Origin of the sequence: Novosphingobium sp. Leaf2 (assembly GCF_001421325.1) — a bacterium.
Lineage (GTDB): Bacteria > Pseudomonadota > Alphaproteobacteria > Sphingomonadales > Sphingomonadaceae > Novosphingobium.
Genome location: NZ_LMJY01000002.1, coordinates 17,830 through 37,997 on the forward strand (window position 1 = coordinate 17,830; position 20,168 = coordinate 37,997).

At 65.9% G+C, this 20,168-nt stretch carries 10 protein-coding genes; 3 read left to right on the forward strand and 7 right to left on the reverse strand.

Annotation, left to right across the window (positions count from 1 at the left end):
- Positions 1-3: 3 nt before the first annotated feature.
- Genes ASE49_RS03175 through ASE49_RS03185 form a run of 3 tightly spaced genes read right to left on the reverse strand, consistent with a single transcriptional unit; the run spans position 4 to position 6,335 of the window.
- On the reverse strand, positions 4-2,283 hold the full coding sequence (locus ASE49_RS03175) for a beta-glucosidase family protein (protein WP_156370073.1): 2,280 nt from the start codon (positions 2,281-2,283) through the stop codon (positions 4-6).
- Entirely contained in the window at positions 2,283-3,842 is a 1,560-nt protein-coding gene (locus tag ASE49_RS03180) for a tryptophan halogenase family protein (protein ID WP_056768682.1), read from the reverse strand. The genes ASE49_RS03175 and ASE49_RS03180 overlap by 1 nt, the downstream gene beginning before the upstream one ends.
- A gap of 21 nt (positions 3,843-3,863) precedes the next feature.
- Positions 3,864-6,335 carry a TonB-dependent receptor gene (locus tag ASE49_RS03185; protein WP_056768764.1) on the reverse strand — a complete coding sequence of 824 codons (2,472 nt, stop codon included), beginning with the start codon at positions 6,333-6,335 and terminating at the stop codon, positions 3,864-3,866.
- 140 nt (positions 6,336-6,475) lie between these two features.
- Between ASE49_RS03185 and ASE49_RS03190 the strand changes: the two genes are divergently transcribed.
- Together ASE49_RS03190 and ASE49_RS03195 are read left to right on the forward strand one after the other, a co-directional pair.
- Complete coding sequence (locus ASE49_RS03190) at positions 6,476-7,738, forward strand: MFS transporter (protein WP_056768683.1); 1,263 nt, start codon at positions 6,476-6,478, stop codon at positions 7,736-7,738.
- A complete protein-coding gene (locus tag ASE49_RS03195; RefSeq protein WP_056768684.1) occupies positions 7,735-8,760 on the forward strand; it encodes a LacI family DNA-binding transcriptional regulator in 1,026 nt (341 codons plus the stop codon). Before ASE49_RS03190 ends, ASE49_RS03195 begins: the two co-directional genes overlap by 4 nt.
- A gap of 170 nt (positions 8,761-8,930) precedes the next feature.
- Here ASE49_RS03195 and ASE49_RS03200 read toward each other — a convergent pair whose 3' ends face one another.
- The 4 genes from ASE49_RS03200 to ligK all read right to left on the reverse strand — a co-directional run bounded on the left by ASE49_RS03200 (position 8,931) and on the right by ligK (position 18,860).
- The gene (locus ASE49_RS03200; RefSeq protein WP_056768685.1) at positions 8,931-16,040 is read right to left on the reverse strand and encodes a hypothetical protein; all 7,110 of its coding nucleotides are present in this window, start codon (positions 16,038-16,040) and stop codon (positions 8,931-8,933) included.
- A 171-nt stretch (positions 16,041-16,211) separates the two neighbouring features.
- Positions 16,212-17,108 carry an amidohydrolase family protein gene (locus tag ASE49_RS03205; protein ID WP_056768686.1) on the reverse strand — a complete coding sequence of 299 codons (897 nt, stop codon included), beginning with the start codon at positions 17,106-17,108 and terminating at the stop codon, positions 16,212-16,214.
- Positions 17,105-18,193, reverse strand: coding sequence for a 4-oxalomesaconate tautomerase (locus ASE49_RS03210; RefSeq protein ID WP_056768687.1), 1,089 nt, complete (start codon positions 18,191-18,193; stop codon positions 17,105-17,107). Before ASE49_RS03210 ends, ASE49_RS03205 begins: the two co-directional genes overlap by 4 nt.
- Positions 18,186-18,860 carry a 4-carboxy-4-hydroxy-2-oxoadipate aldolase/oxaloacetate decarboxylase gene (ligK, locus tag ASE49_RS03215; RefSeq protein WP_056768688.1) on the reverse strand — a complete coding sequence of 225 codons (675 nt, stop codon included), beginning with the start codon at positions 18,858-18,860 and terminating at the stop codon, positions 18,186-18,188. Before ligK ends, ASE49_RS03210 begins: the two co-directional genes overlap by 8 nt.
- A gap of 102 nt (positions 18,861-18,962) precedes the next feature.
- Between ligK and ASE49_RS03220 the strand changes: the two genes are divergently transcribed.
- On the forward strand, positions 18,963-20,126 hold the full coding sequence (locus ASE49_RS03220) for a LysR family transcriptional regulator (RefSeq protein WP_056768689.1): 1,164 nt from the start codon (positions 18,963-18,965) through the stop codon (positions 20,124-20,126).
- Positions 20,127-20,168 lie beyond the last annotated feature (42 nt).

Below are 20,168 nucleotides of genomic sequence, written 5' to 3' on the forward strand. Positions count from 1 at the left end.
CGATCAGGGCCGCGCCGACAGGGCGTCTAGCGTGGCGGTGCCCTTCAGCGCGGCATCCCCGGCGAAATGGCCAACGACCACCGGATAGCTGCCCGCATCGACCTTCCAGCCCGGCGCGCTCTCGTCGAAGCGGGCGATCACGCGCGGGTCGACGGTGAGGGTGACATGGCGGGTCTCGCCCGGCGCAAGGCTGACTTTCTCGAAGCCGGCAAGGCGATAGGCGCGCGTGCCCGCTGCGCTTTTCGCCTCCACATACAATTGCGGGACATCGGCGCCCGCACGCTTGCCGGTGTTGGTGACGTCGAACCCAACGGTCAGTTCGCCGCCGCCCTTGATCTGCAGGTTGGCGTAGCGGAAGCGAGTATAGGTGAGCCCGTAGCCGAAGGGGAACAGCGGTTTGCGCTGCTTTGCGGCGTACCAGCGATAGCCCACATCAGCGCCTTCCCGGTAATCGACGGTAAAGGGCGCAACGCCGCCGCTCATGCCATAGACGGTCTTGTCGCCCGCTTTGCGGCGGGCATCGGCGGCGTGCAGCTCGGCCAGCCCCGCAGGTTCGCTACGCGGGGGCTGATCCACGCTGGCGGGAAAGGTGATCGGCAGGCGGCCCGAGGGATCGACATCGCCGAACAGGATGCGGGCGATCGCCTCGCCGCCGCGCTGGCCGGGGTACCAGGCCGAGAGCACCGCAGGCACGCGGTCCACCCAGGGCATCAGCACCGGGCCACCGCTTTCCAGCACCACCAGCGTTTTCGCGTTGGCGGCGGCGACGGCATCGATCAATGCGTCCTGCTTCTCGGGCAACGCCATGCTTTCGGGGTCCTGCGCCTCGGTGCGCCAGGCCCACGCGAAGACGATCGCCATGTCGGCGCCGCGAACAGCCTTGGCCGCCGCCTGCGGATCGCTGCCATCAAGGTACGTCACGCGGGCCTGCGGCGCCAACGCCCGGATCGCCCGCAGCGGCGACGACGCGTGCCACGTCATGCGCGCGAAAGACGCCGCCGCACCTTCGGTCAGCGGGATTTCCACCGGCGCGCCGCCTACCGAGCGCACTTGCGACGAGCCGCCGCCCGACAGCACGCCGACATCGGCATGGGCGCCGATCAGGACGATCCGTTTCGCGGTTCTGGCCAGCGGCAGCAGATCGCCTTCGTTCTTGAGCAGGACGATGCCTTCCTCCGCCGCGCGCTGGGCGACCTGCGCGTGGGCGGCATAGTCGATCGGCTGGGCACGGTCGGGCACGGGCCTGTCCATGAGGCCGCTGTCGATCACCCCGAACAGGATGCGCCGGACCATGTCGTCCAGCCGCGCCATCGGCACGCTGCCGTCCTTGACCGCAGCGGCAAGCGCCTTGTCGAAATACATCGCATCGTCCAGTTCCTGGCCGGAATCCTGGTCGAGGCCATTGTTCGCCGCTTTCTGCGTGGAATGGACCGCGCCCCAGTCGGACATGACCCAGCCCTTGTAGCCCCAGTCCTGCTTGAGGACGGTGTTCAGCAGCCAGTCGTTCTCGCAGGCATAGTCGCCGTTGACCTTGTTGTAGGCGCACATGACGGAACCGGGCTTGCCCTGCTCGATAGCAATCTCGAAGGCGAGCAGGTCGCTTTCGCGCAAGGCCGCCCTGTCGATCCGCGCATCGAGAACGGTGCGGCCGGTCTCCTGCGCATTGAGCACGAAGTGCTTGACGGTCGAGACGATGGCGTTGCTCTGCACCCCCTTGATATGCGCGCCGGCCATGACGCCGGCGAGCAGCGGGTCTTCGCCCAGATATTCGAAGTTGCGCCCGTTCCAGGGATCACGGGTCAGGTTCACGCCGCCTGCAAGCAGGGCATTGAAGGTTTTGGCGCGCGCCTCCGCGCCGATCATCGCGCCGCCTTCATAGGCCAGGCGCGGGTTGAAGGTGGCCGCCGTGGCGATGCTGGCAGGCAGTGCCGTGGCAACGTCCCCCTTGCGCTGCTCGATCTGGTTGGCAACGCCTAGGCTGGCGTCGCTCTCGCGCAGGGTGGGGATGCGAAGGCGCGGGATGCCCGGCATGTGCCCGGCGGAAGGGATCATCGCGATCGGCGGCTGCGGCTTGGCAAGGGGCGGGAAATAGCTGTGAACCAGCTGGAGCTTCTCTTCCAGCGTCATCGCCTTGACCAGCGCGTCCGCCCGCGCTTCGGACGCGGTTTCGGACGAGGGCTGCGCCACGGTAGCTGCCTGCGGCTGGGCACAAACCGGTGCGGCAAAGGATACCCCACCGGCCATCAGGATGGTGATCAGGGCGGCATGCTTGGAAAAGCTCATCAGGAAACCTTGCTGGACGGGACGGCGGTGCGGGCGTGATAGTGGTTCAGCAGGGCGCGGTGATCGGGCAGGCCACTGCGCGCGCCGGCATGGGCGGCGCGCACGCGGGCGAATGCCTCGCGCGCCTGCGCCGCGCCGGGATGGCGCGCGCCGGGCATGCTGGTCTCGAAGCCCATGCCGTAGAGGATGTAGTGGTAGCTGGGCGGCAAAAATGTTTCGAGGTCGACCACGAAATCGAACCGTGACGGCGGGCGATGGCGCCACTGCGCCAGCATGTCGCGCAAGGGTTCGGGAATGGTCGCAGGGTCTGCATTGTCGCGCCAGTAGGCGGTGTCGCTGCGGCGGGTGATGCAGTAGTGGAGCTTGAGGAAATGGACAATGCGCGCGAACCGCGCCGCCATCAGCCGGTTGAAGCTGCGCGCGGCGCCGTTGCGGGCATCGCGGTTGCCGGGGGCAAGGAGATTGGGGGCCAGGAAATCGCCGACCATCCGCAGCGCCGCTTCGATCAGCATGATGCCCGTCGATTCCAGCGGCTCGAAGAACCCGGCGGACAAGCCTACGGCCACGCAGTTGCCGATCCACTGGCGCTGACGGTAGCCGGTTTCAAAGCGTAGCTGGCGCGGGCTCAGCGCATCGCCTTGCGACCCCACGTAGCGGCGCAAGGTCGCCTCGGCTTCATCGTCGGAACAATGGCGGCTGGAATAGACATAGCCGATTCCACGCCGCGTGGTCAGGCCGATGTCCCAGGTCCATCCGGCCTCGTGGGCGGTCGCCAGCGTGTAGGGGCGCACCGGGGCGCCGGGCTGGGCATAAGGCACCTGCATCGCCAGCGCGCGGTCGTTGAACAGGCTGTCGCTGCACGACGTGAAATCGGCGCCCAGCGTCTGCCCGATCAGCAGGGCGCGAAAGCCGGAACAGTCCAGGAAGAAATCGCCGGCAACCGTGCGCCCGTCGGCCAGGTCCAGTGCGCCGATGTCGCCATCGGCCTGGCGCTGCACAGTGGCGACGGTGCCTTCGATCCGCACGACGCCGGCGGCAATGGAGATGTCGCGCAAATAGTCGGCAAAGCGGGCGGCGTCGAAATGATAGGCGTAATTCATCGGCCCGGAGAAGTCAGGGTCTTCGGGCCGCTTGGGCGCGCGTCCGGCGCGGATCGCCTGCTCCTGGACGGTGACGGCATCGGCCCAGGCGGGACGCTGCGCGCTCGTATCGGCCAGCCAGTGCGGCAGCAGCGCTTCATCCTCGCCGCCGATGGGCAGGTTGAAGGGATGGAAATAGCTGTCGGTGCCGGTGGCCCAGCCTTCGAACAGGACGCCCTGCTTGAACGTGGCATCGGCGCGCACGAGGAATTCCGCCTCGCTGATGCCCAGCCCGGCCAGGGTTGCGCGGATCGTGGGGAAGGTGCCTTCCCCCACGCCGACGATGCCGATCTCGCTGGATTCCACCAGCGTGATGTCGCTCAGCCCCAGCGTGCGGGAAAGATAGGCGGCGGCCAGCCATCCGGCTGTGCCGCCGCCCAGTATAACGACACGACAGGAGGAGGGAGTGTCGGTCGTCATACCTTGCCTCGTCAGTTCAGGTCAGAAGCTCGCGCGGGCGCGAAGACCCCAGGTGCGCGGCGGCTGGAGGTTGGACAGGAACACCGGGTCGTAGCGCGGTGCACCGAAGGCGCTGGCGCCGGTGCGGATCTTGCCGTTCTCGATGTTCTGGACGAAGGCCTCGACCGTGTATTTCTGGTCCGCCGACGTGAAGCGCAGCGAGGCGTCGGAACGGAAGTAGGCCTTCTGTCGGTCCCAGTCAGTGCCGTTGGTGCCACGATTGGGCATGTTGTCGGCCGGATCGTTGGCGTTGACGAAGGGGTTGGCGTCGCCGTTGAAGTAGCTCAGCCAGCTCTTGGTTTCGTAATGCGTGGTGAAGCGCGGGGTAATCGTCGCGCCGCTCGCCAGTTCGAAGTCATGCTCGTAGCTGATGCTGGCCGAAAAGCGCGGCGCGTGCGCCAGTTCGTTGCCTTGCAGCTCCACGATTGAGGACGCCTTGCCGCCATCGTAAAGACGGCCATCGACGCTTTCCAGTTCTTCCAGTTTGGTCTTCTGGATCGTGCCGGAGAACTGCAGGCGGTCTGCGGGGCTCAAGTTGGCGGTGAGTTCCGCTTCGAGACCGTACGCCTTCGCGCCCTTGGCGTTCTGCGTCACGATCTGGCTGCGCACCACGTTGCCCGCCGCATCGCGGAACGTAACAGCCTGGTTGACCTGGTATCCCTTGAAGTCGGAGTAATAGGCGGCCAGGTTCAGCGTGACCCGGCGATCAAGGAAGCGGGTCTTCAGGCCCACTTCGTAGTTGGTCAGGGTTTCAGGGTCGGTCAGCCCCGCGTTATCCTGGATGTTGCCAGACTTGAACCCGGTCGAGAGGCTGGCGTAGCCCAGGGTGTCGGGTGCAAGGTCGGCATCGACGCGGGCCAGATACGTCAGCTTGCTCCACTTGCCCTTCACGTCGTTGTTGGAAATCGCGAAGCCGGGCAGCAGGGCGACCAGTTCCGCGGCGGTAGCGCCGGGATAGGCGCCGAAGATGCCGGCCTGGCAGGCGCCGCCGGGGGCCGAATCCGCAGCCGAGCAGCCGTCGCCCGAGAACGTGACGTTGCGCCCGCCGATGTCCTGCTTCTTGTCCGAGGTGTAGCGCAGGCCACCGGTTACGCGCAGCCAGTCCGTGGCATGCCAGACGGCCTGGCCGAACACGGCGCGGCTGTCGATCTGCCGGTTGGCCTGGATGAAGCTGCCGGCCCAGCTGAAGGTGCCGTCGCGGTAGCCGTTGCGCTGGTCGATATCGAAGCGGATCTTGTTCTTTTCGTGGCTGTAGTACGCGCCCAAAATCCAATCCACGGCCTGTTCGCCGGTCGATTTCAGCTGAACCTCGTGGCTCTGGAAATCATAGCGCGAGGATAGCGTGCGGTTTTCGTTGAAGGCGCCCAGCGGCAGATCATTGCCGCTGGCATCTTTGAGGCCCGTCGGCGGCAGGGCCCCCGCATCAGCGTCGGTCTGGGTGCTGCCGCCGATGCGCGACCAGCCGGCGATGTAGCTCAACTGGATGCCGTCGGTCACGTCATAATTCATAGTGCTGCGTACGGCGACCGAGTAGCGGTCGGTGTCCGGCGCGGTGTCGGACAGGGTCGACCAGCGCTTGGTGCCCGGTCGCGGCGTTTGCAGCAGGCCGATCACCGGCGCGCCATTATCGAGGTAGCCTTCGGCCGAAAGATTCCAGCTGAACCGGTCGCTCGGCTGCCACAGCATCGAGACGCGGCCCGATTGCTGGTCGGCGGCATAGTACTTTTTGCCGCTGGTGATGAAGGCTGACCTGTTGATGCCAGCGATGTCCGGGGCGGGCTGGTACGAGGCATAGCCGTCATGCCGGTCGCTGACGAAGGCGACACGGAAGGCCAGGGTATCGGTGACCGGGATGTTGATCGCGCCGCGCACGCCGAAGCGCTTGTAATTGCCGGCGGTCAGCTCGACGTTGCCTTCGAACACGCCGAGCTTGGGCTTTGCCGAGATCAGGCTGAGCGCGCCCACGGTGGCGTTGCGACCGAACAGCGTGCCTTGCGGGCCACGCAGCACTTCGACGCGCTCCATGTCGTACATCAGCACCGATGCGCCCTGCGAGCGTGGCGAATAGATCCCGTCGATGTAGATGGCCACTTCGGGGTCGGCGACTTCGGTATAGGCGCTATCGTTGCCGATGCCGCGCAAGGTCAGCAGCACCGCCGACTGGTCGCCCTGCTGGTTGAACTGGAGCGAGGGGACGAAGCGGGCAAGGTCGGTGACGTCCTTCACCTGGTTCTTGTTCAGCGTATCCTGCGTAAAGGCGGAAACCGCGATGGGCGTCGATTGCAGCGTGGTTTCGCGCCGGGTCGCGGTGACGATGATATCGCCGTCGGCTGCGGCTTGCGCGGCGCTTTGCGGCGCAGCCGGCGGTGAGACGGCCTCCTGTGCGTGCGCTGCGGATACGGAAAATAGGCAAGTCGCAAGCGCTGTGCTTGCCACGAGTGCATGCCTCGTCATGGTCATCCTCCCTGTTGTGTAGTCTATTTGTAGTACAAAGACCAAATCCTGACATCGTTGTCAATAGAGATTTGACATCGATGTCAGAAATCGTCTTCTATCCTCTTGCGGCTTTTGCAATGGCGGGAAGGGTATTCTAGATGTCGGTCATGACCGTCCCGCCAGTGTCGATTTCAGCGCCGAAGCCGCCGCAATTGGTGGCGAAGCGGCTATTCTGGCTGTCGATCGGGGTGTTCTTCGTCGGCGGTTTTCTAAGCTCAGCGGTCAGCCTGCTGGTGCCCCAGCTCAAGGCGATGCTGACGCTGGACTACAAAGGCGCGCTGCTGATCCAGCTTGCGTTTCATTCCAGCTACCTGTTTTTCGCGCTGCCTGCCGCATTGGCCGTGGTGCGAGTCGGCTACATGCGGGCGATCGCTTTGGGGCTTTCGGTCATGACCGCCGGTTGCCTGTCTCTGGCGGTTGCGCAAGGCGCGCGCCAGTTCGTGCTGGTGCTGGGCGCCCTGCTGCTGTTGTCCGCCGGGCAGACCGTGCTGCAGATCGCGTCCAACACCGTGGTCACCGTGATCGGCCCCTCGCGCGGTGCGGCGTTTCGGTTAACGCTGCTACAAGGATTCAATTCGCTCGGCACGGTTCTGGGGCCGCTGCTCAGCGCGCCGTTCCTGCTGGCGGACGTGGCGCCGGGCAGCGATGCGGCGGTCAGGGCGTCTTTGCCTTTCGTGTCTTGCGGGGCCGTGCTCGCGGCGCTTGGCGCGTTGTATCTGGGGCACCGCGAATTGCTGCGCGATGCAGCGTCCGGGTCGGACGGCTTGCCAGAGCGTTGGAACCGAAAGATATTTGCCGTGCTGCGCGATCCGCGCCTACTATGGGGGACCGTCGCCATCTTCGTTTATGTCGGCGCGGAAGTGACGATCGGGACATTGATGACCAACGTATTGATGCTGCCCGAACGTCTCTCGCTATCCCCCGTCAGCGCCGGGCGCATGGTGAGCCTGTACTGGGCGGGGGCGATGGTGGGGCGTTTTGCCGGTGCCTGGCTGATGACGCGCGTGGGCGAAGCGGCGCTGCTTATGTACGCCGCGCTGGGAGCGGTCCTGCTGACCGGCGCGGCGATCGTGTTGCCGGGGCTGGCCGGGTCCGCCGCCCTGATCGCGGTAGGCTTGTGCAATGCGATCATGTACCCGACCATTTACGCGATGGCGATGCCGCGTGATGCCCGCCTTGCGCCGCTGGCCTCGATGTGGCTGTGCATGGCGGTGGTGGGGGGCGCGATCGTCCCCATGCTGACCGGGGTGCTGGCCGATGCGATCGGCCTGCTGGCATCATTGCTGCTGCCGGCGCTGTGCTACGTGGCCATCGCGGTGTTTGCGATCGCCTGCACCCGCCCGCGCGAGATCGCGGCGTGAGCGTCATCACCATCAAGGACGTCGCGGCCCGGGCCGGGGTTTCTGCCAAGACCGTTTCGCGCGTCATCAATGGCGAAGCGCATGTCCGCGCAGAACTGCGCGAACGGGTGGAGCAGGTCGTCGCCGAACTCGATTACCGGCCCAATGCCTTTGCCCGCAGCTTGTCCAGCTCACGCTCCTACCTGCTTGGCCTGTTCATCGACGATCCGGTTTCCGGCTATGCGGCGGATATCCAGCACGGCGCGCTGATGCGCTGCCGCGAGCGCAGCTATCACCTCGTCGTCGAGCCGGTGGACCTTGGCGGCGCGGACTGGGCGGCGCAGGTGCGTTCCAGCATCACCGCTCTGCGGCTTGACGGGGCGATCATCGCCCCCCCCATTTGCGACGATGCTGCGCTAACCGCGCTGTTCGCTGAGGCGGAGTTGCCCATGGTGCTCGTTGCGCCCAGCGCGAAGGCCCAGGCATCGGGAAGCGTGAGCATGGACGATCGCAGCGCAGCGCGCGAGATGACCGACTACCTGCTGGGTCTCGGGCACCGGCGTATCGCCTTCATCCAGGGCCCGGAAAGTCACCGTTCCTCGGCGCGGCGCGAAGGTGGCTTTCGCGAGGCGATGGCGAAGGCCGGCATCGCGGTGGACGAGAGCACGGTCCTGCGCGGCACCTTCAACTTCCGCGCCGGCCTGGAACTGGGCGAGCAATTGCTTTCAGGCCCCAGCCGCCCGACCGCCATTTTCGCCGCGAACGATGATATGGCGCTGGGCGTTCTGATTACCGCGATGAAGCTGGGCATCGCCGTGCCGGAGGCGCTGTCGATCTGCGGCTTCGACGATTCGGCATCGTCCCGCGCCGCGTGGCCGCAGTTGACGACGATCCGGCAACCCAAGGCGGAAATGGCCGGCGCGGCGGTTGATATATTGGTGAATCCGCAGTTCAGGAAGCAGGCAGGCGGCGCGCACTCCCACCTTCTGCTGCCGCACGAACTGATTGTCCGCGGCACCACTGCAAGCGCACCGGAAAGGTAGCGATGTGCCCGATGCTGCCGGGCATCCGGTAGCGCTAGGCCATTCCGATGCAGGCCGGCGCCGGAATTGGGCCACGCGTGTTGTGACGCTGCGAGCAGCGGAGCCGGACGTCGTGCCCGGCCCCGTCCGCGGTTAGTCCGCCGACGTCAGAACGTCAGAACGTCAGAACGTCAGAACGCCAGGCGCAGGCCGGTGCGGGCGCTGGCGCGGTTGTCGGCGTCGCCCGCTTCCCCGCTCAGTGAGCCGAACAGCGTCAAGCGTGAAGTGAGAGCCACGTCCGCGCCCACCGTGGCGGTCGCCAGCACGGCGGCGCGCGATGCGCCGGCCGCCAGCAGTCCGTATCCGCCGCCGCCCAGCGCCGCCAGCGCATAGGGCGTGCGCCCGTCCACCTGATAGCGCACGCCGACCGAGAGGTAGGGGCGCACCGTGGCGGTCTGCCGCATCCCGCCGGTGAAGGTCAGCGCGCCGTCCACGAACACCGCATGGTCGCGTTCGCGCGCTACCGCCAGAGCGAAGGGACTGCCACCGTCCTCGGTTACGGCATCGCGCGTGGTGCGGATCGCGGTGACGCCAAGGCTGGGACGCACCGTCCAGTTTCCGCTAAGCGCCAGCGCGTAGTCCACGCTGGCATCGGCGGTCCATCCGGTGAGGTCGTAATCCGCGGAGGCAGAACCGGAAAGCGGCAGGGCGCGGCGCGTGGCGGCCTTGCCGCCTGCGTAGGCGAGCGTGGCCTTGACGCCGATACCGCTGTCCCCGCTCCACCGCGCGTGGACGCCGGCGACAATTCCGTCCAGTTCCGTGCGCGCACCGCGACCCAGCAGGGTCTGGCGGCTGTTCAGGTAGCCCACGAAGCCGCCGATCGACCACTGCGTCCCGGCATAGCCCAGACCGCCGAGCAGGCCGTAGCCGTTGGTGCGGGCAGGTGCGGTGCCGTTGGTGGCGCGCTCCAGCGTGCGGGTACTGCCCAGCGCGCTGGCGAAGGTGAACGCGCCCGGCCCTTCGCGGTTGGGGGCGAAGGCGGCGCTGCGCCCGGTGGCCGCCAGTTCCAGGCCCTGTTCCACCGCGATCTGTCCGGCCGAGGCATAGGCTTCGGGCGTCAGCAGCGCGAAGGCGGTCTGGTCGGTGGCCCCGGTGGCGGTGACCAGACGCGGAGCCGCGGCCAGGAACGCACTTGTTGCCGCCCCGCTCGTCAGCACCGTGTTCACATAGTCGATGGTGGAGCGCACTGGCGCGCTGAAGGCCGGATCGTTGAGGAACTGGCCAAGCAGCGCGATCGTGCCGCCGCGCTGGACGAGGAAGCCGAACAGCGAGGCGGGCTTGATCACATTGGTGAAGCTGCCAGTAATGCCGCCGCTGGCAGTGATCAGGTCGAGCGAGCGGCCCGGCTGCACTGCGGTGTCTGCCACGATCTGCAGGGTGGCGCCCTGCGCGATCGACAGCGCGCCGTTGATCACCAGCTTGTCCGAGACCGTGGGCGTGATTTCGAACACCGAGACCGACGTTCCCGCCAGCGCCACGTTGCCGTTGACCGTCATCGTGCCGGGCGATGCGCCGGGGCTGAGCGTGCCCGCCACCGCGATGTTGCCGTTGACGGTGCCCGCCGATCCGAAAGTGGCCCCTTGCGCGACCTGGATGGTCGATGCGGTGATGGTAGAGCCGGCCAGCCCGGTCAGCCGGCCACCGGCCAGCGCGATGCTGCCCAGCGATGCGGTGCCGGACACCGTGGCGAGACCCGCGCTCATGCGCAGCGCCTCGATGTCGGAGACGGTCGCGAAGGCGGCGTTGCCGGATACCTCAATGGTATCCGTTCCCGCGCCGCCTGCGACCGACCCGGCGAAAGTGCCGGCGATGGTCAGGCGATTGTCGCCCGCGCCAAGGCCGACCCGCCCTGCGGTGAGCGATGCGCCCTGCGCCACGGCAAGGTCGCCTGCGGGGTTCACGGTGTCGAACGCGAAGGCGCCGCCCGCCAGCGTCAGCGCGCCGGCGCCGGTGGTGTTCAGCCGCTCGAACCCGGTCAGCGTGCGGGCCGACAGGGTATAGGGGGCGGCCATCTGCAGCGTGGCGGTATCGGTGCCCGCGCCGCCGTCGATCGTGCCGCTGATGACCCCGAAGGCGGTGTCGAGCAGCAGCGTGTCGTCGCCCGCGCCCAGGTCCGCCGTGCCGGAGAACAGGTTGGCGATGGTCAGCGTATCGTTGCGCGCCCCGAACGTGAGCAGCCGCGTGGTCAGCCCGCTGCGCGCCGCGATGGTAAGGTCGCCGGCCATGTCCACGGTGTCGAACGTGAAGCCGCCGCCGGCCAGCGTCAGCGTGCCGGTGCCTTCGGTGCGCAGTTTCTCGAACCCGGTCAGCAGCCCGGCCGTCAGGGTGAAGGGGCTGGCGGCCATCTGCAGCGTGGCGGTATCGGTGCCCGCGCCGCCGTCCAGCGTGCCGTTGATGGTGCCGCCGGGAATCCAGCGGAAGGTATCGTCGCCGCCGGCAAGGCTGATCTCGCCGTTCAGGGCGCCCCCCTTGGCCAGCGTCAGCGATTGCGCGCCGTCGCCGAAAGTCATGCGCTGCCCCGGGCTGCCCAGCGTGCCGGCCACGGTCAGCGCGCCGTTTGCCAGTTCGATGGTGTAGAAATCGGTGACGGTGCCGGTCAGGGTAACGGGCGTCGCAGCCGCGAACCGCAAGGTGCCGGAGGCGCTGTCGTAGCGTCCGGCCAAGGTGGATGCGCCAAGCGACAGGAAATCGTTGCCAAGGCCCAGCGACACGTCGGGTACGTCGCCGTCCACAGTGACCTGGTCGGCCCCGGAGCTGCCGTAGATGTGATCGAGGGTGAAGCCGTTCAGCTTCACGTTCAGGCCCACCTGCGTCACGACCACCTGCTGGAAGCTCTGGTCCAGCGTGAGCGAGAGCGTACCTACCCCCGACACGTCGAGCTGCTCGAACCCGGTGCGCGGTTGCAGGCCGGTATGGTTGCCGTTGATGGTTATGGCGTACGTGTCGGTGCCCGCGCCGCCATCGACCACGCCGGTGACCACGCTGTTCGGCCCTTCGACATAGCGGTCGTTGCCTGCGCCCAGCAGCACCGAGCCGCGGATGGTGCCGAAATTGTAGACGGTGTCGTTGCCGCTGCCCAGCACCACGCTGCCCGCGATGGTGCCGGCGTTGTCGATGCCCAGGTCGCTGGTCGAGGTTGCGCCGTTGAAGACGATCGGGCCGGTGGTCGCCAGCGTCTTTCCGGCATTGACCCCGGCGCCACCCGCCAGCAGTTCGATCGTATCGACGCCGAACGAGCCGGAATAGGCCACGGACGTCTCACCGCCGCCGATCTGCGACAGATGCTCGAACCCGGTGATCTGGCTGGCATCGAGCGCCCCCCCGCCGGAGTTGACCATCACGAACCGGTCGTCGCCCGCGCCGCCATCGACCACGCCGCCCAGCTTCGCGTTGGAATACTGGGTGAAGGTGTCGTTGCCGGCGTCCAGCATGACAGGCCCGGTGATCGTCCCCTGGTTTTCGATGCTGTCATTGCCGGCATCCAGATACACCAGCCCGTCGATCGTGCCGGAATTGAGGATATGAATGGGCATCGCACTGCCGGTTATGATCGCGGCGTTCGCGCCGCGAATGGTGCCTGAATTGTTCAAATTCAGACTGGTGTTGTAGGCGAGCAGGCCGACGCCGAATGCCCCTTCCGCCGTGATGGTGCCGGTGTTGGTGATTTGTGCGGCGGTGCCATCGTCGCTGGTGATCCATACCGCCGTGGTCGGTTGCCGAGTGACGCCTTGGGGCACCGTGGCCGCGATCGTGCCACTATTAACCAGCGAGACGGTGGGCGGCATGGTCGAAGGGGTTGCGCTGCGGCTTACTTGCAGGAGAAGGGTAGGGGTATCGAACCCGTCGCCGGTAGCGGTGATGATGCCGGAGTTGTTCGCGGTGATGGCGGTAGTGCTGGAAAGCAATACGTGCGCGTACACGCTGCCGCTGTTATTAAAGGTTACCGCATCGTTGCCGTTGAGAAGCGAGACGGTCGACCGCGTATCCCCGCCGTACGGATCGCGGCCAAGGGTGCCCCGGTTGGTCAGTGTGCCGATGCTGCCCCACACATCGCGGTTGACGGTGCCGCGATTATCGAAAGCGGCCAGCGTGTAGTGATCTGCCTCGGGCATGGCCGCGCCCAGATCGGGCGTCTGGACATTCAGGCTGCCATTGATCGTGGCGGTATTCACCACCGTGCCGTTGCCGCTGGCAAATACGGTTCCTGCAAATGGCGCGGCGGCAGTGATGCTTGCTACCGTACCTGCGCCGTCAACCTCTACGAAGGCATTGCGGAAATTCACGAGCTGTGCGTTCGCATCGAGCGAAACGCTGGCGCTGGAGGTCAGCGCATAGCCGAAGGTGTTGTATCCCGTGCCGCCGTCGATCGTGCCGGTCACCCCGGTGCCGCCCTTGGCCAACTGCGCGCTCGTCATCACGAAGAAGTCGGATCCGCTACTGAAAGTCAGGTCTCCGGTAAGCGTTCCGCCATCCGCCACATACGTGGTAGGGCCGTAGCTGTAACCGGACGTGGCGACATCGCCCACGATGGCGCCGCGGTTGACGATCAGACCGCCTGCAGTGATATCCACTGTCGGACCGCCCGCGTCGCTGCGGATCATGCCCGTGGCATCGTTGACGAGCGAAGAATAGTACCCGCCCAGGACCACGGCGCTGCCGCCGCTGCTGGCGATGGTACCGCTGTTGGTGACCGCTCCACCGTAATAGCCGTTATTGCGCGCGTCTACGGCGGTGCCGTCCGCCGTGATCGTGCCGCTGTTGTTCAGTGAGGTGAAATATGCCACGCCGGCTGCGCGCGATCCGGTCGGGTCGATCGCATTGATGGTGCCGGTGTTGACCACCGCATTCGCGCTGATCGCAGTGCCGTAGCCGGTCAGCGTGATGGTGCCGGTATTGGTGACGAGCGTGCCGCCCGAGATAGCGAAGGCGGAGTAAGCGGCACCCTCCACGTTGACGACCGTGATGGTTCCGGCATTGGTGAAGCGGGCGGAGGCGGCATTCACGGCGGCGATAGGAGTAAAGTTGTAGCGATCGGTTCTCGTCAGGGAGATCGCTCCGTTGTTCACGATCGTCAGGTCCGTGACGGTTGGGGTTTGAGAATTGAACATCTTGCCAACCGTTGGGATCGACGCGTCGATCGCGGGACCGCCTGCGGCCACGATGGTTCCGTCCAGCGTCACCGTGCCCGTGCCCGCCAGCCCGATGCTGCCGGTGAACGGGACGGTGGCGGTCAGGTTGAGGGTGGCACCGTGTTCCACTTCATAGCCCAGTCCCTCGAACCCGTGGGTGAGCGCCAGATCGGCGTCGGCGTCGGCGCTTACCAGATAGCGCAGCGTATCGAAGCCGGTCCCGGCGTCCACGCCGCCGGTAGCCCCGGCGAACGGACGGGTGCCGCTATCAAGGCTGGTGACGAGCAGATCGTCACCGCTGCCCAGGCGGATGGCACCGTTGACGGTGCCGCCCGCGTCCACATACACGTCGTTGGAGGGGCTATCGAAGTACCCCGGCACCGCCAGATTGACGTTTCCATTGATGGTGCCGGCATTTTGCACCCGGGCATAGAAGCCGGCGTTGAGTACGCCGTCGGTCCCGCCACTAACAGTGCCACCGGCGGCATTCACCAGGGTCGCGGAACTCAGCGCCACGCCGGTGGTGCCACCTGTGATGGTGCCGGTATTGGCAAGGGTAAGGTTCGATACCGCAATGCCGGTAGTGGCACCGCTGATCGTGCCCGCGTTGGTGGCCGGGCCGCTGCCAAAGCCGCTGTAGATCGTGACGCCGATGCCAGCGGTGGACGTGATCGTGCCGGTGTTGGCCAGTACCCCGTACGCCGTCGTCACGGCGGTGCCGGTTGCGGTGATCGTGCCGCTGTTGTCGATGCGCGAATTGGCGGTCACGCCGTTGCCACCTGACGCTGTGATCGTGCCGGTGTTGGTCAGGGCGGCGACGCTTACCGCCATCTGTCCGGAATCGGAAAGCGTAGCGGCGATGTTCGCCCGGTTGTCCAACGATACCGAAGTGTTGAAACCGCTGGTTATCGCCGGACCGGAAATGGTCAGGTCGGCCTGGTTGATCACGCTGCCATAGCCGCTGAGGGCGATGCCGGTGCTGGTGGTGAAGGCGGGCGTGAGGGTGACGACGGCGTTGTTGGAAAGATCGAGACCCAGCGCCTCGAAGTTGGTCGGCAGCGCCAGCGGGCCAAAGGTGGTATCGGCTTTGATGTCCAGGACGATCCGGTCGATACCCGCACCGCCGTCGATCGTGCCGCCGATCGCGGATACTTTGCTGCTGGCCACGTCGAACGGCGCATACAAGGTGTCGTCGCCCGCCCCCAGCACGAGGTTGCCGCCGATGGTGCCCGTGCGGGTGTCGATCGTGCTGTTTTGGCCTGCGGCGGCAGTGGATGTCACCGAACCGGTAATGGTGCCCGCGTTGGTGAGGCGCAGCGCGCCGCGGGTGGTGACGTCCGAGACGATCCGGCCCGTTGTGTCGTTGAGGAGGGTGAGCGCGGCGGCGCTGCTGGCGATCGCGGCGTTGGTGCCGCCATCGATGACACCCGTGTTCGCAACGAAGTCGATGTTTCCGGTCATGCCTCCGATCGTGCCGGTGGCGCGGTTGTTAACCGAGAGCGTTCCCCCGTTCGATGCAGCGTTGACGAGTGCGGGCCCTGCACTGCCGGTCATCGTGCCCGCGTTGTCGACCGTGGCGGATGCCGCGCCGCTGGTATTGCCGGCGTCCTTGGACAGCAGCAGCGCTTGTGCACCGGTGACGGTAGCCCCCTCGGCAACCGCGACGCTTAACGATGCGCTGGGAGAACTCGTCACGAGGGTTGCAGGCGGGCAGTACGTGTACGTCGGAACGCTGGCGCCCGAATAGGGGTCGCAGTATGAATATGTGGTGGTGTCCGGCCCCGCCACCACGGCGATGCCGGCTTTGCTCAGCCCGTCGATCTGCCCGTTCACGACGAGGCTGGTGTTGTAGCTAGCGACGGAGGTGATCGCACCGAGCGCCGTGCCCGGATGCACCAGTGCGTCCGCCGCCACGATGACCCGCGTGCCGTTCGTTGCCACGACCAGGCCGTCCTCGTCCGTGCCGGTGCAGGTGGTGGAACCGTAAGTCTGCGTCGGATCGGGGGTGCACTGCGCTGCTGCGGGACTGGCCGAAGCCGCCGCCAGCGCCGCCACGCTGGTACCAAGCGCATAGGACAACCGGCGCACGCGCACCGTTTTGCGGACGATCATCTTGGTATTACCCCCGTAATGGGGCGACCGCACCGCCGCCCTGCCAAGCGATCTGCCGGGTTCGGACTTTTAAGTCCAGCTATAAAAAAGTACTTGCCGCTGTCGCAAGACGCCGTTTCAATTATTTAATTTGGTGCGCGGGAACCGTGATGTGCACGCAGCGAGCACGATTTAGATCGGCTCATCGGGCCAGTACAGTCGCATCGGATTGGTCACGAGCAACTTGCGCTGCAAGCTCTCGCTCGTTGCGATGCGGGGAATGATATCCACGAGCGCGCCGTCGTCCGGCACGGCGTTCTGCATGTTGGGGTGGGGCCAGTCCGTGCCCCACAGCACGCGGTTCGGATAATCCTCCACCAGCGGGCAGACCGCATCGGCGAAGGCGTTCCAGGGTGGGCCGTTGGGTTCTTCGAGACGGTCAGGGCAGGTGACCTTCGTCCAGATGTCTTCGCGGCTGTCGAGCAGGGCACGAAATGCCAACATTTCAGGCCCGTCGGGCCCTTGGGTGACATCGGGGCGGCCCATGTGGTCGACCACGATCAAAGTGGGGATCGCGTCGAGAAAAGGCCGCAGCTCCTCAAGGATGTCCGCTTCGAAATAGATCACGACATGCCAGCCCAGTTGCTGGATCCGGTGCGCTATCTCGATGAACGTGTCCTTGGGGGCATTATCGACGAGGCGCTTGAGAAAATTGAACCGCACGCCCCGGATGCCGCCTTCGTGCAGCGCTTCCAGCTGCGCGTCCGTGATGGCGGGATCGACCACGGCGACGCCGCGCGCCTTGCCGCCGGACCTGGCGATGGCGTTGAGCGTGGCGGCATTGTCAGTGCCGTGGCAACTCGCCTGAACGATGACGTTGCGATCGAAGCCCAGTTTGTCGCGCAGCGCGAACAGCATCTCCGGTCCGGCATCGCCGGGGAGATATTTGGCCTGAGCGCTGAACGGGAAGTCGGCCATGGGACCGAACACATGGCAATGCGCGTCCACCGCGCCAGGCGGCGGCACGAAGCGCGGCTTGGACGGACTTGGATGCCAGCTGATGATCCGGTCCGTGGTGTCGGCGCTCATGCGAAAACCTTTCCATCCATCAACTTGCGTGCGGTGCGCAGCACGGCGGCAGTTTTCACAGCGCCCGCTTCGTCCAGTTCGATCACGCAACTGGTTTCGCCGGTCGGATGCTCTACCGAGAGCGTCTTGCGGGTGCCCGCCGGAATGCTGGCGACCTCGGCTGCGGGCGATCCTTCGATCAGGCAGGCGGTCGCCACACTGACCGCGCCCAGTACGCCGATGGAGGCATGAGCGCGATGCGGAATGAAGCTGCGCACCGTCACCGCGCCACCGCTGCGTGGCGGTGCGACCAGCATCATCTTGGGCACCGATTTGTCGGCGACGTCCCCCAGGTTCATCCGCTCGCCCACGGCGAGACGGATCGCCTCGATCGTAGTTTTCAGGGCGGTGGCATCGTCCAGTTCCTCGCGGCTCTCATAGCCGGTGACGCCCACGTCCTCGGCCTTCATCACGACGCAGGGCATGCCGTTGTCGATCAGGGTGACCCTGACGCCGTTGACCACGTCGCACGCCTGGCCGGAGGGGAGCAGGGCACCGCACGATGAGCCGGCGGTGTCGCGAAATGCCAGCGGAATAGGGGCAGCGCTCCCGGGCACGCCGTCGATGCGTGCGTCGCCGACATAGCTCACCACCCCACCGGGGGTCTGCACCGTGGCGACCGCAATCTGGCCGGTATTCTCCATGAAGATCGAGACGCGGGTTTCCTCACCGGTCGCCATGATCAGCCCGCGCTCAATCGCAAAGGGGCCGATGCCGGCAAGGATGTTGCCGCAATTCTGGCTATCGCTCACCAAGGCCTTGTCGACGAAAACCTGCAGAAAGAGATAATCGACGTCGATGCCCTCGCGCACCGATCTGGACACGACCGCGACCTTGCTTGTCAGCGGGTCAGCGCCGCCCATGCCATCGATCTGGCGCGGATCGGGCGAACCCATCATGCCGAGCAGGAAGGCATCGCGCGCCGCCGTATCGCCGGGCAGATCCTCTTTCAGGAAATATGCGCCCTTCGACGTGCCGCCGCGCATCCACATGCAGCGAACCCCCGTATCCTCATTCCGGGCCGTGTCCACCGCGGGATCAGACATATTTGAGGCCCATCGCCGCAAGCTTGCCACGCATGTCGTAGATATCCAGCCCGAGTTCGCCGTTGGCCATGCGCACCCGCTTTGATTCCTCGTTCGCCTCGCGTGCCTGGGCTTTTTCGAGTACGGCAGCGGCATCGGCGCGGGGCACCACGCATACGCCGTCATCATCGGCAATCACGACATCGCCTGGCGCAATCAACGCATTTGCGCAAATGATGGGAACGTTGACCGAACCGAGCGTTGCCTTGACGGTGCCTTGGGCATGCACGGCCTTCGACCATACCGGAAAGCCCATTTGCGTCAGATCGCGAACATCGCGCACGCCGGCATCGATGATCAGGCCGCGGCAGCCCCGCGCCATGGCGGACGTGGCGAGAAGATCGCCGAAATAGCCGTCGGTGCACGGACTGGTGGGCGCCAGCACCAGAATGTCCCCCGGCGCAAGCTGCTCGATCGCGACATGGATCATCCAGTTATCGCCCGGGGGGGCAGAGATGGTGACGGCGCTGCCAGCGATGCGCGCGCCTGCATAAATAGGGCGCATATGGGGCGCCAGCAGACCCGTGCGCCCCTGCGCCTCATGCACCGTGGCGACACCGCAATGAGCCAGCCCATCGATAACGTCCTGCGGCGCACGCTCGATATTCCGGACAACTATACCCGACATCTCATTCCCTCTCGGCGATCCTGCCATCGCTGATGGGACTGGTCCCGAACGACGACAAATGCGAATTGTGTGCAGGGCATAAATTTTTGCTAAGTATGCAAGATGGATCCGCTTACCCTTAATACCCGGCATCTGCGCGCAATGGTGGAGATCGTTGGTAGTCGGCGCATCAGCAGCGCGGCGCGCGCCGTCAATCTCACGCAACCCGCCGTGACCCAGGGTATCGCCAAGCTTGAGGCGCAGATCGGCCTGCCGCTGTTCGATCGCCGGCCTGACGGGATGTTGCCCACCGAAGCTGCCCGCGTCCTCGCCCCGCGGGTGCAGGCCGCGTTGCGGTTGATTGGCAACCGCCGCGCTACCGGCGCCCAGATGCGCGCGTATCTCGCGCTTGCCGAAACGGGGAGCTACGCAGCGGCGGCAGCCATGACCGGGCTTAGCCAGGCATCCTTGCACCGCGCGGTCAGCGACCTTTCGACAACGGTGGGGCAAAAGCTGGTCGAACGGCGCGGGCGCGGGATCGTCTTGACCGCCCGGGGCGCTGCGCTTGCGCGCAACTTCCGGCTTGCGCGCAGCGAAATGCGATCGGCGATAGCGGAGCTTTCAAGCCTGCAGGGGCGTGAAACCGGGCGGATCGTGGTGGGTGCGATGCCCCTGTCACGGGCGCGACTATTGCCCAAGGTAATCAGTCTGTTCCATGCACGCCATCCCGAGGTGGACCTGTCGATCGTCGAGGGGTCGTACGGCGAACTGATCGGCCCTTTACGGGATGGGGAGATCGACCTGCTCGTCGGGGCCTTACGTCCGCATCAGCCGGAAGGCATCGCGCAACAGGCGCTGTTCGAGGATCACCCGATCATCATTGGCCGGGCCGGGCACCCTCTGGCAAAACCATGGGCCGCCAACCCGGCGGATCTGGTGCGCTTTCCCTGGATCGTGCCCGCGCCTGGCACACCGCTGCGCACGCAGTGGCATGTGATGTTCGAAAGCGCCGGTGTCGAGCCGCCGCGCGTGCCGATCGAATGCGGGTCGGTCATCATGGTGCGCCAGATCCTGGTCGACAGCGATTTCCTGACCTTGCTGTCGGCGGATCAGGTGCGGGTGGAACTGGATGCGGGATGGCTGGTGGCTATCGGCAATGCGCTTGGCGACGTCAGCCGGACCATAGGAATTTCCACGCGGGAAGACTGGAGACCTACGGCGTTGCAAAGCCTTTTCACCAAGGCGCTTGCGGAGCAGGCTACGCTGATGAACCGTCCAATCTCATGACACTTCGTATATTCTAATGATCTTTACGGCAAATCGATTGGC

What these genes read in the sequence shown, in the direction of transcription:
- ASE49_RS03175 (WP_156370073.1), bottom strand. Translation starts at nt 2,283, where the DNA reads ATGAGCTTTTCCAAGCATGCCGCCCTGATCACCATCCTGATGGCCGGT.
- ASE49_RS03180 (WP_056768682.1), bottom strand. Translation starts at nt 3,842, where the DNA reads ATGACGACCGACACTCCCTCCTCCTGTCGTGTCGTTATACTGGGCGGC.
- ASE49_RS03185 (WP_056768764.1), bottom strand. Translation starts at nt 6,335, where the DNA reads ATGACGAGGCATGCACTCGTGGCAAGCACAGCGCTTGCGACTTGCCTA.
- ASE49_RS03190 (WP_056768683.1), top strand. Translation starts at nt 6,476, where the DNA reads ATGTCGGTCATGACCGTCCCGCCAGTGTCGATTTCAGCGCCGAAGCCG.
- ASE49_RS03200 (WP_056768685.1), bottom strand. Translation starts at nt 16,040, where the DNA reads ATGATCGTCCGCAAAACGGTGCGCGTGCGCCGGTTGTCCTATGCGCTT.
- ASE49_RS03205 (WP_056768686.1), bottom strand. Translation starts at nt 17,108, where the DNA reads ATGAGCGCCGACACCACGGACCGGATCATCAGCTGGCATCCAAGTCCG.
- ASE49_RS03210 (WP_056768687.1), bottom strand. Translation starts at nt 18,193, where the DNA reads ATGTCTGATCCCGCGGTGGACACGGCCCGGAATGAGGATACGGGGGTT.
- ligK (WP_056768688.1), bottom strand. Translation starts at nt 18,860, where the DNA reads ATGTCGGGTATAGTTGTCCGGAATATCGAGCGTGCGCCGCAGGACGTT.
- ASE49_RS03220 (WP_056768689.1), top strand. Translation starts at nt 18,963, where the DNA reads ATGGATCCGCTTACCCTTAATACCCGGCATCTGCGCGCAATGGTGGAG.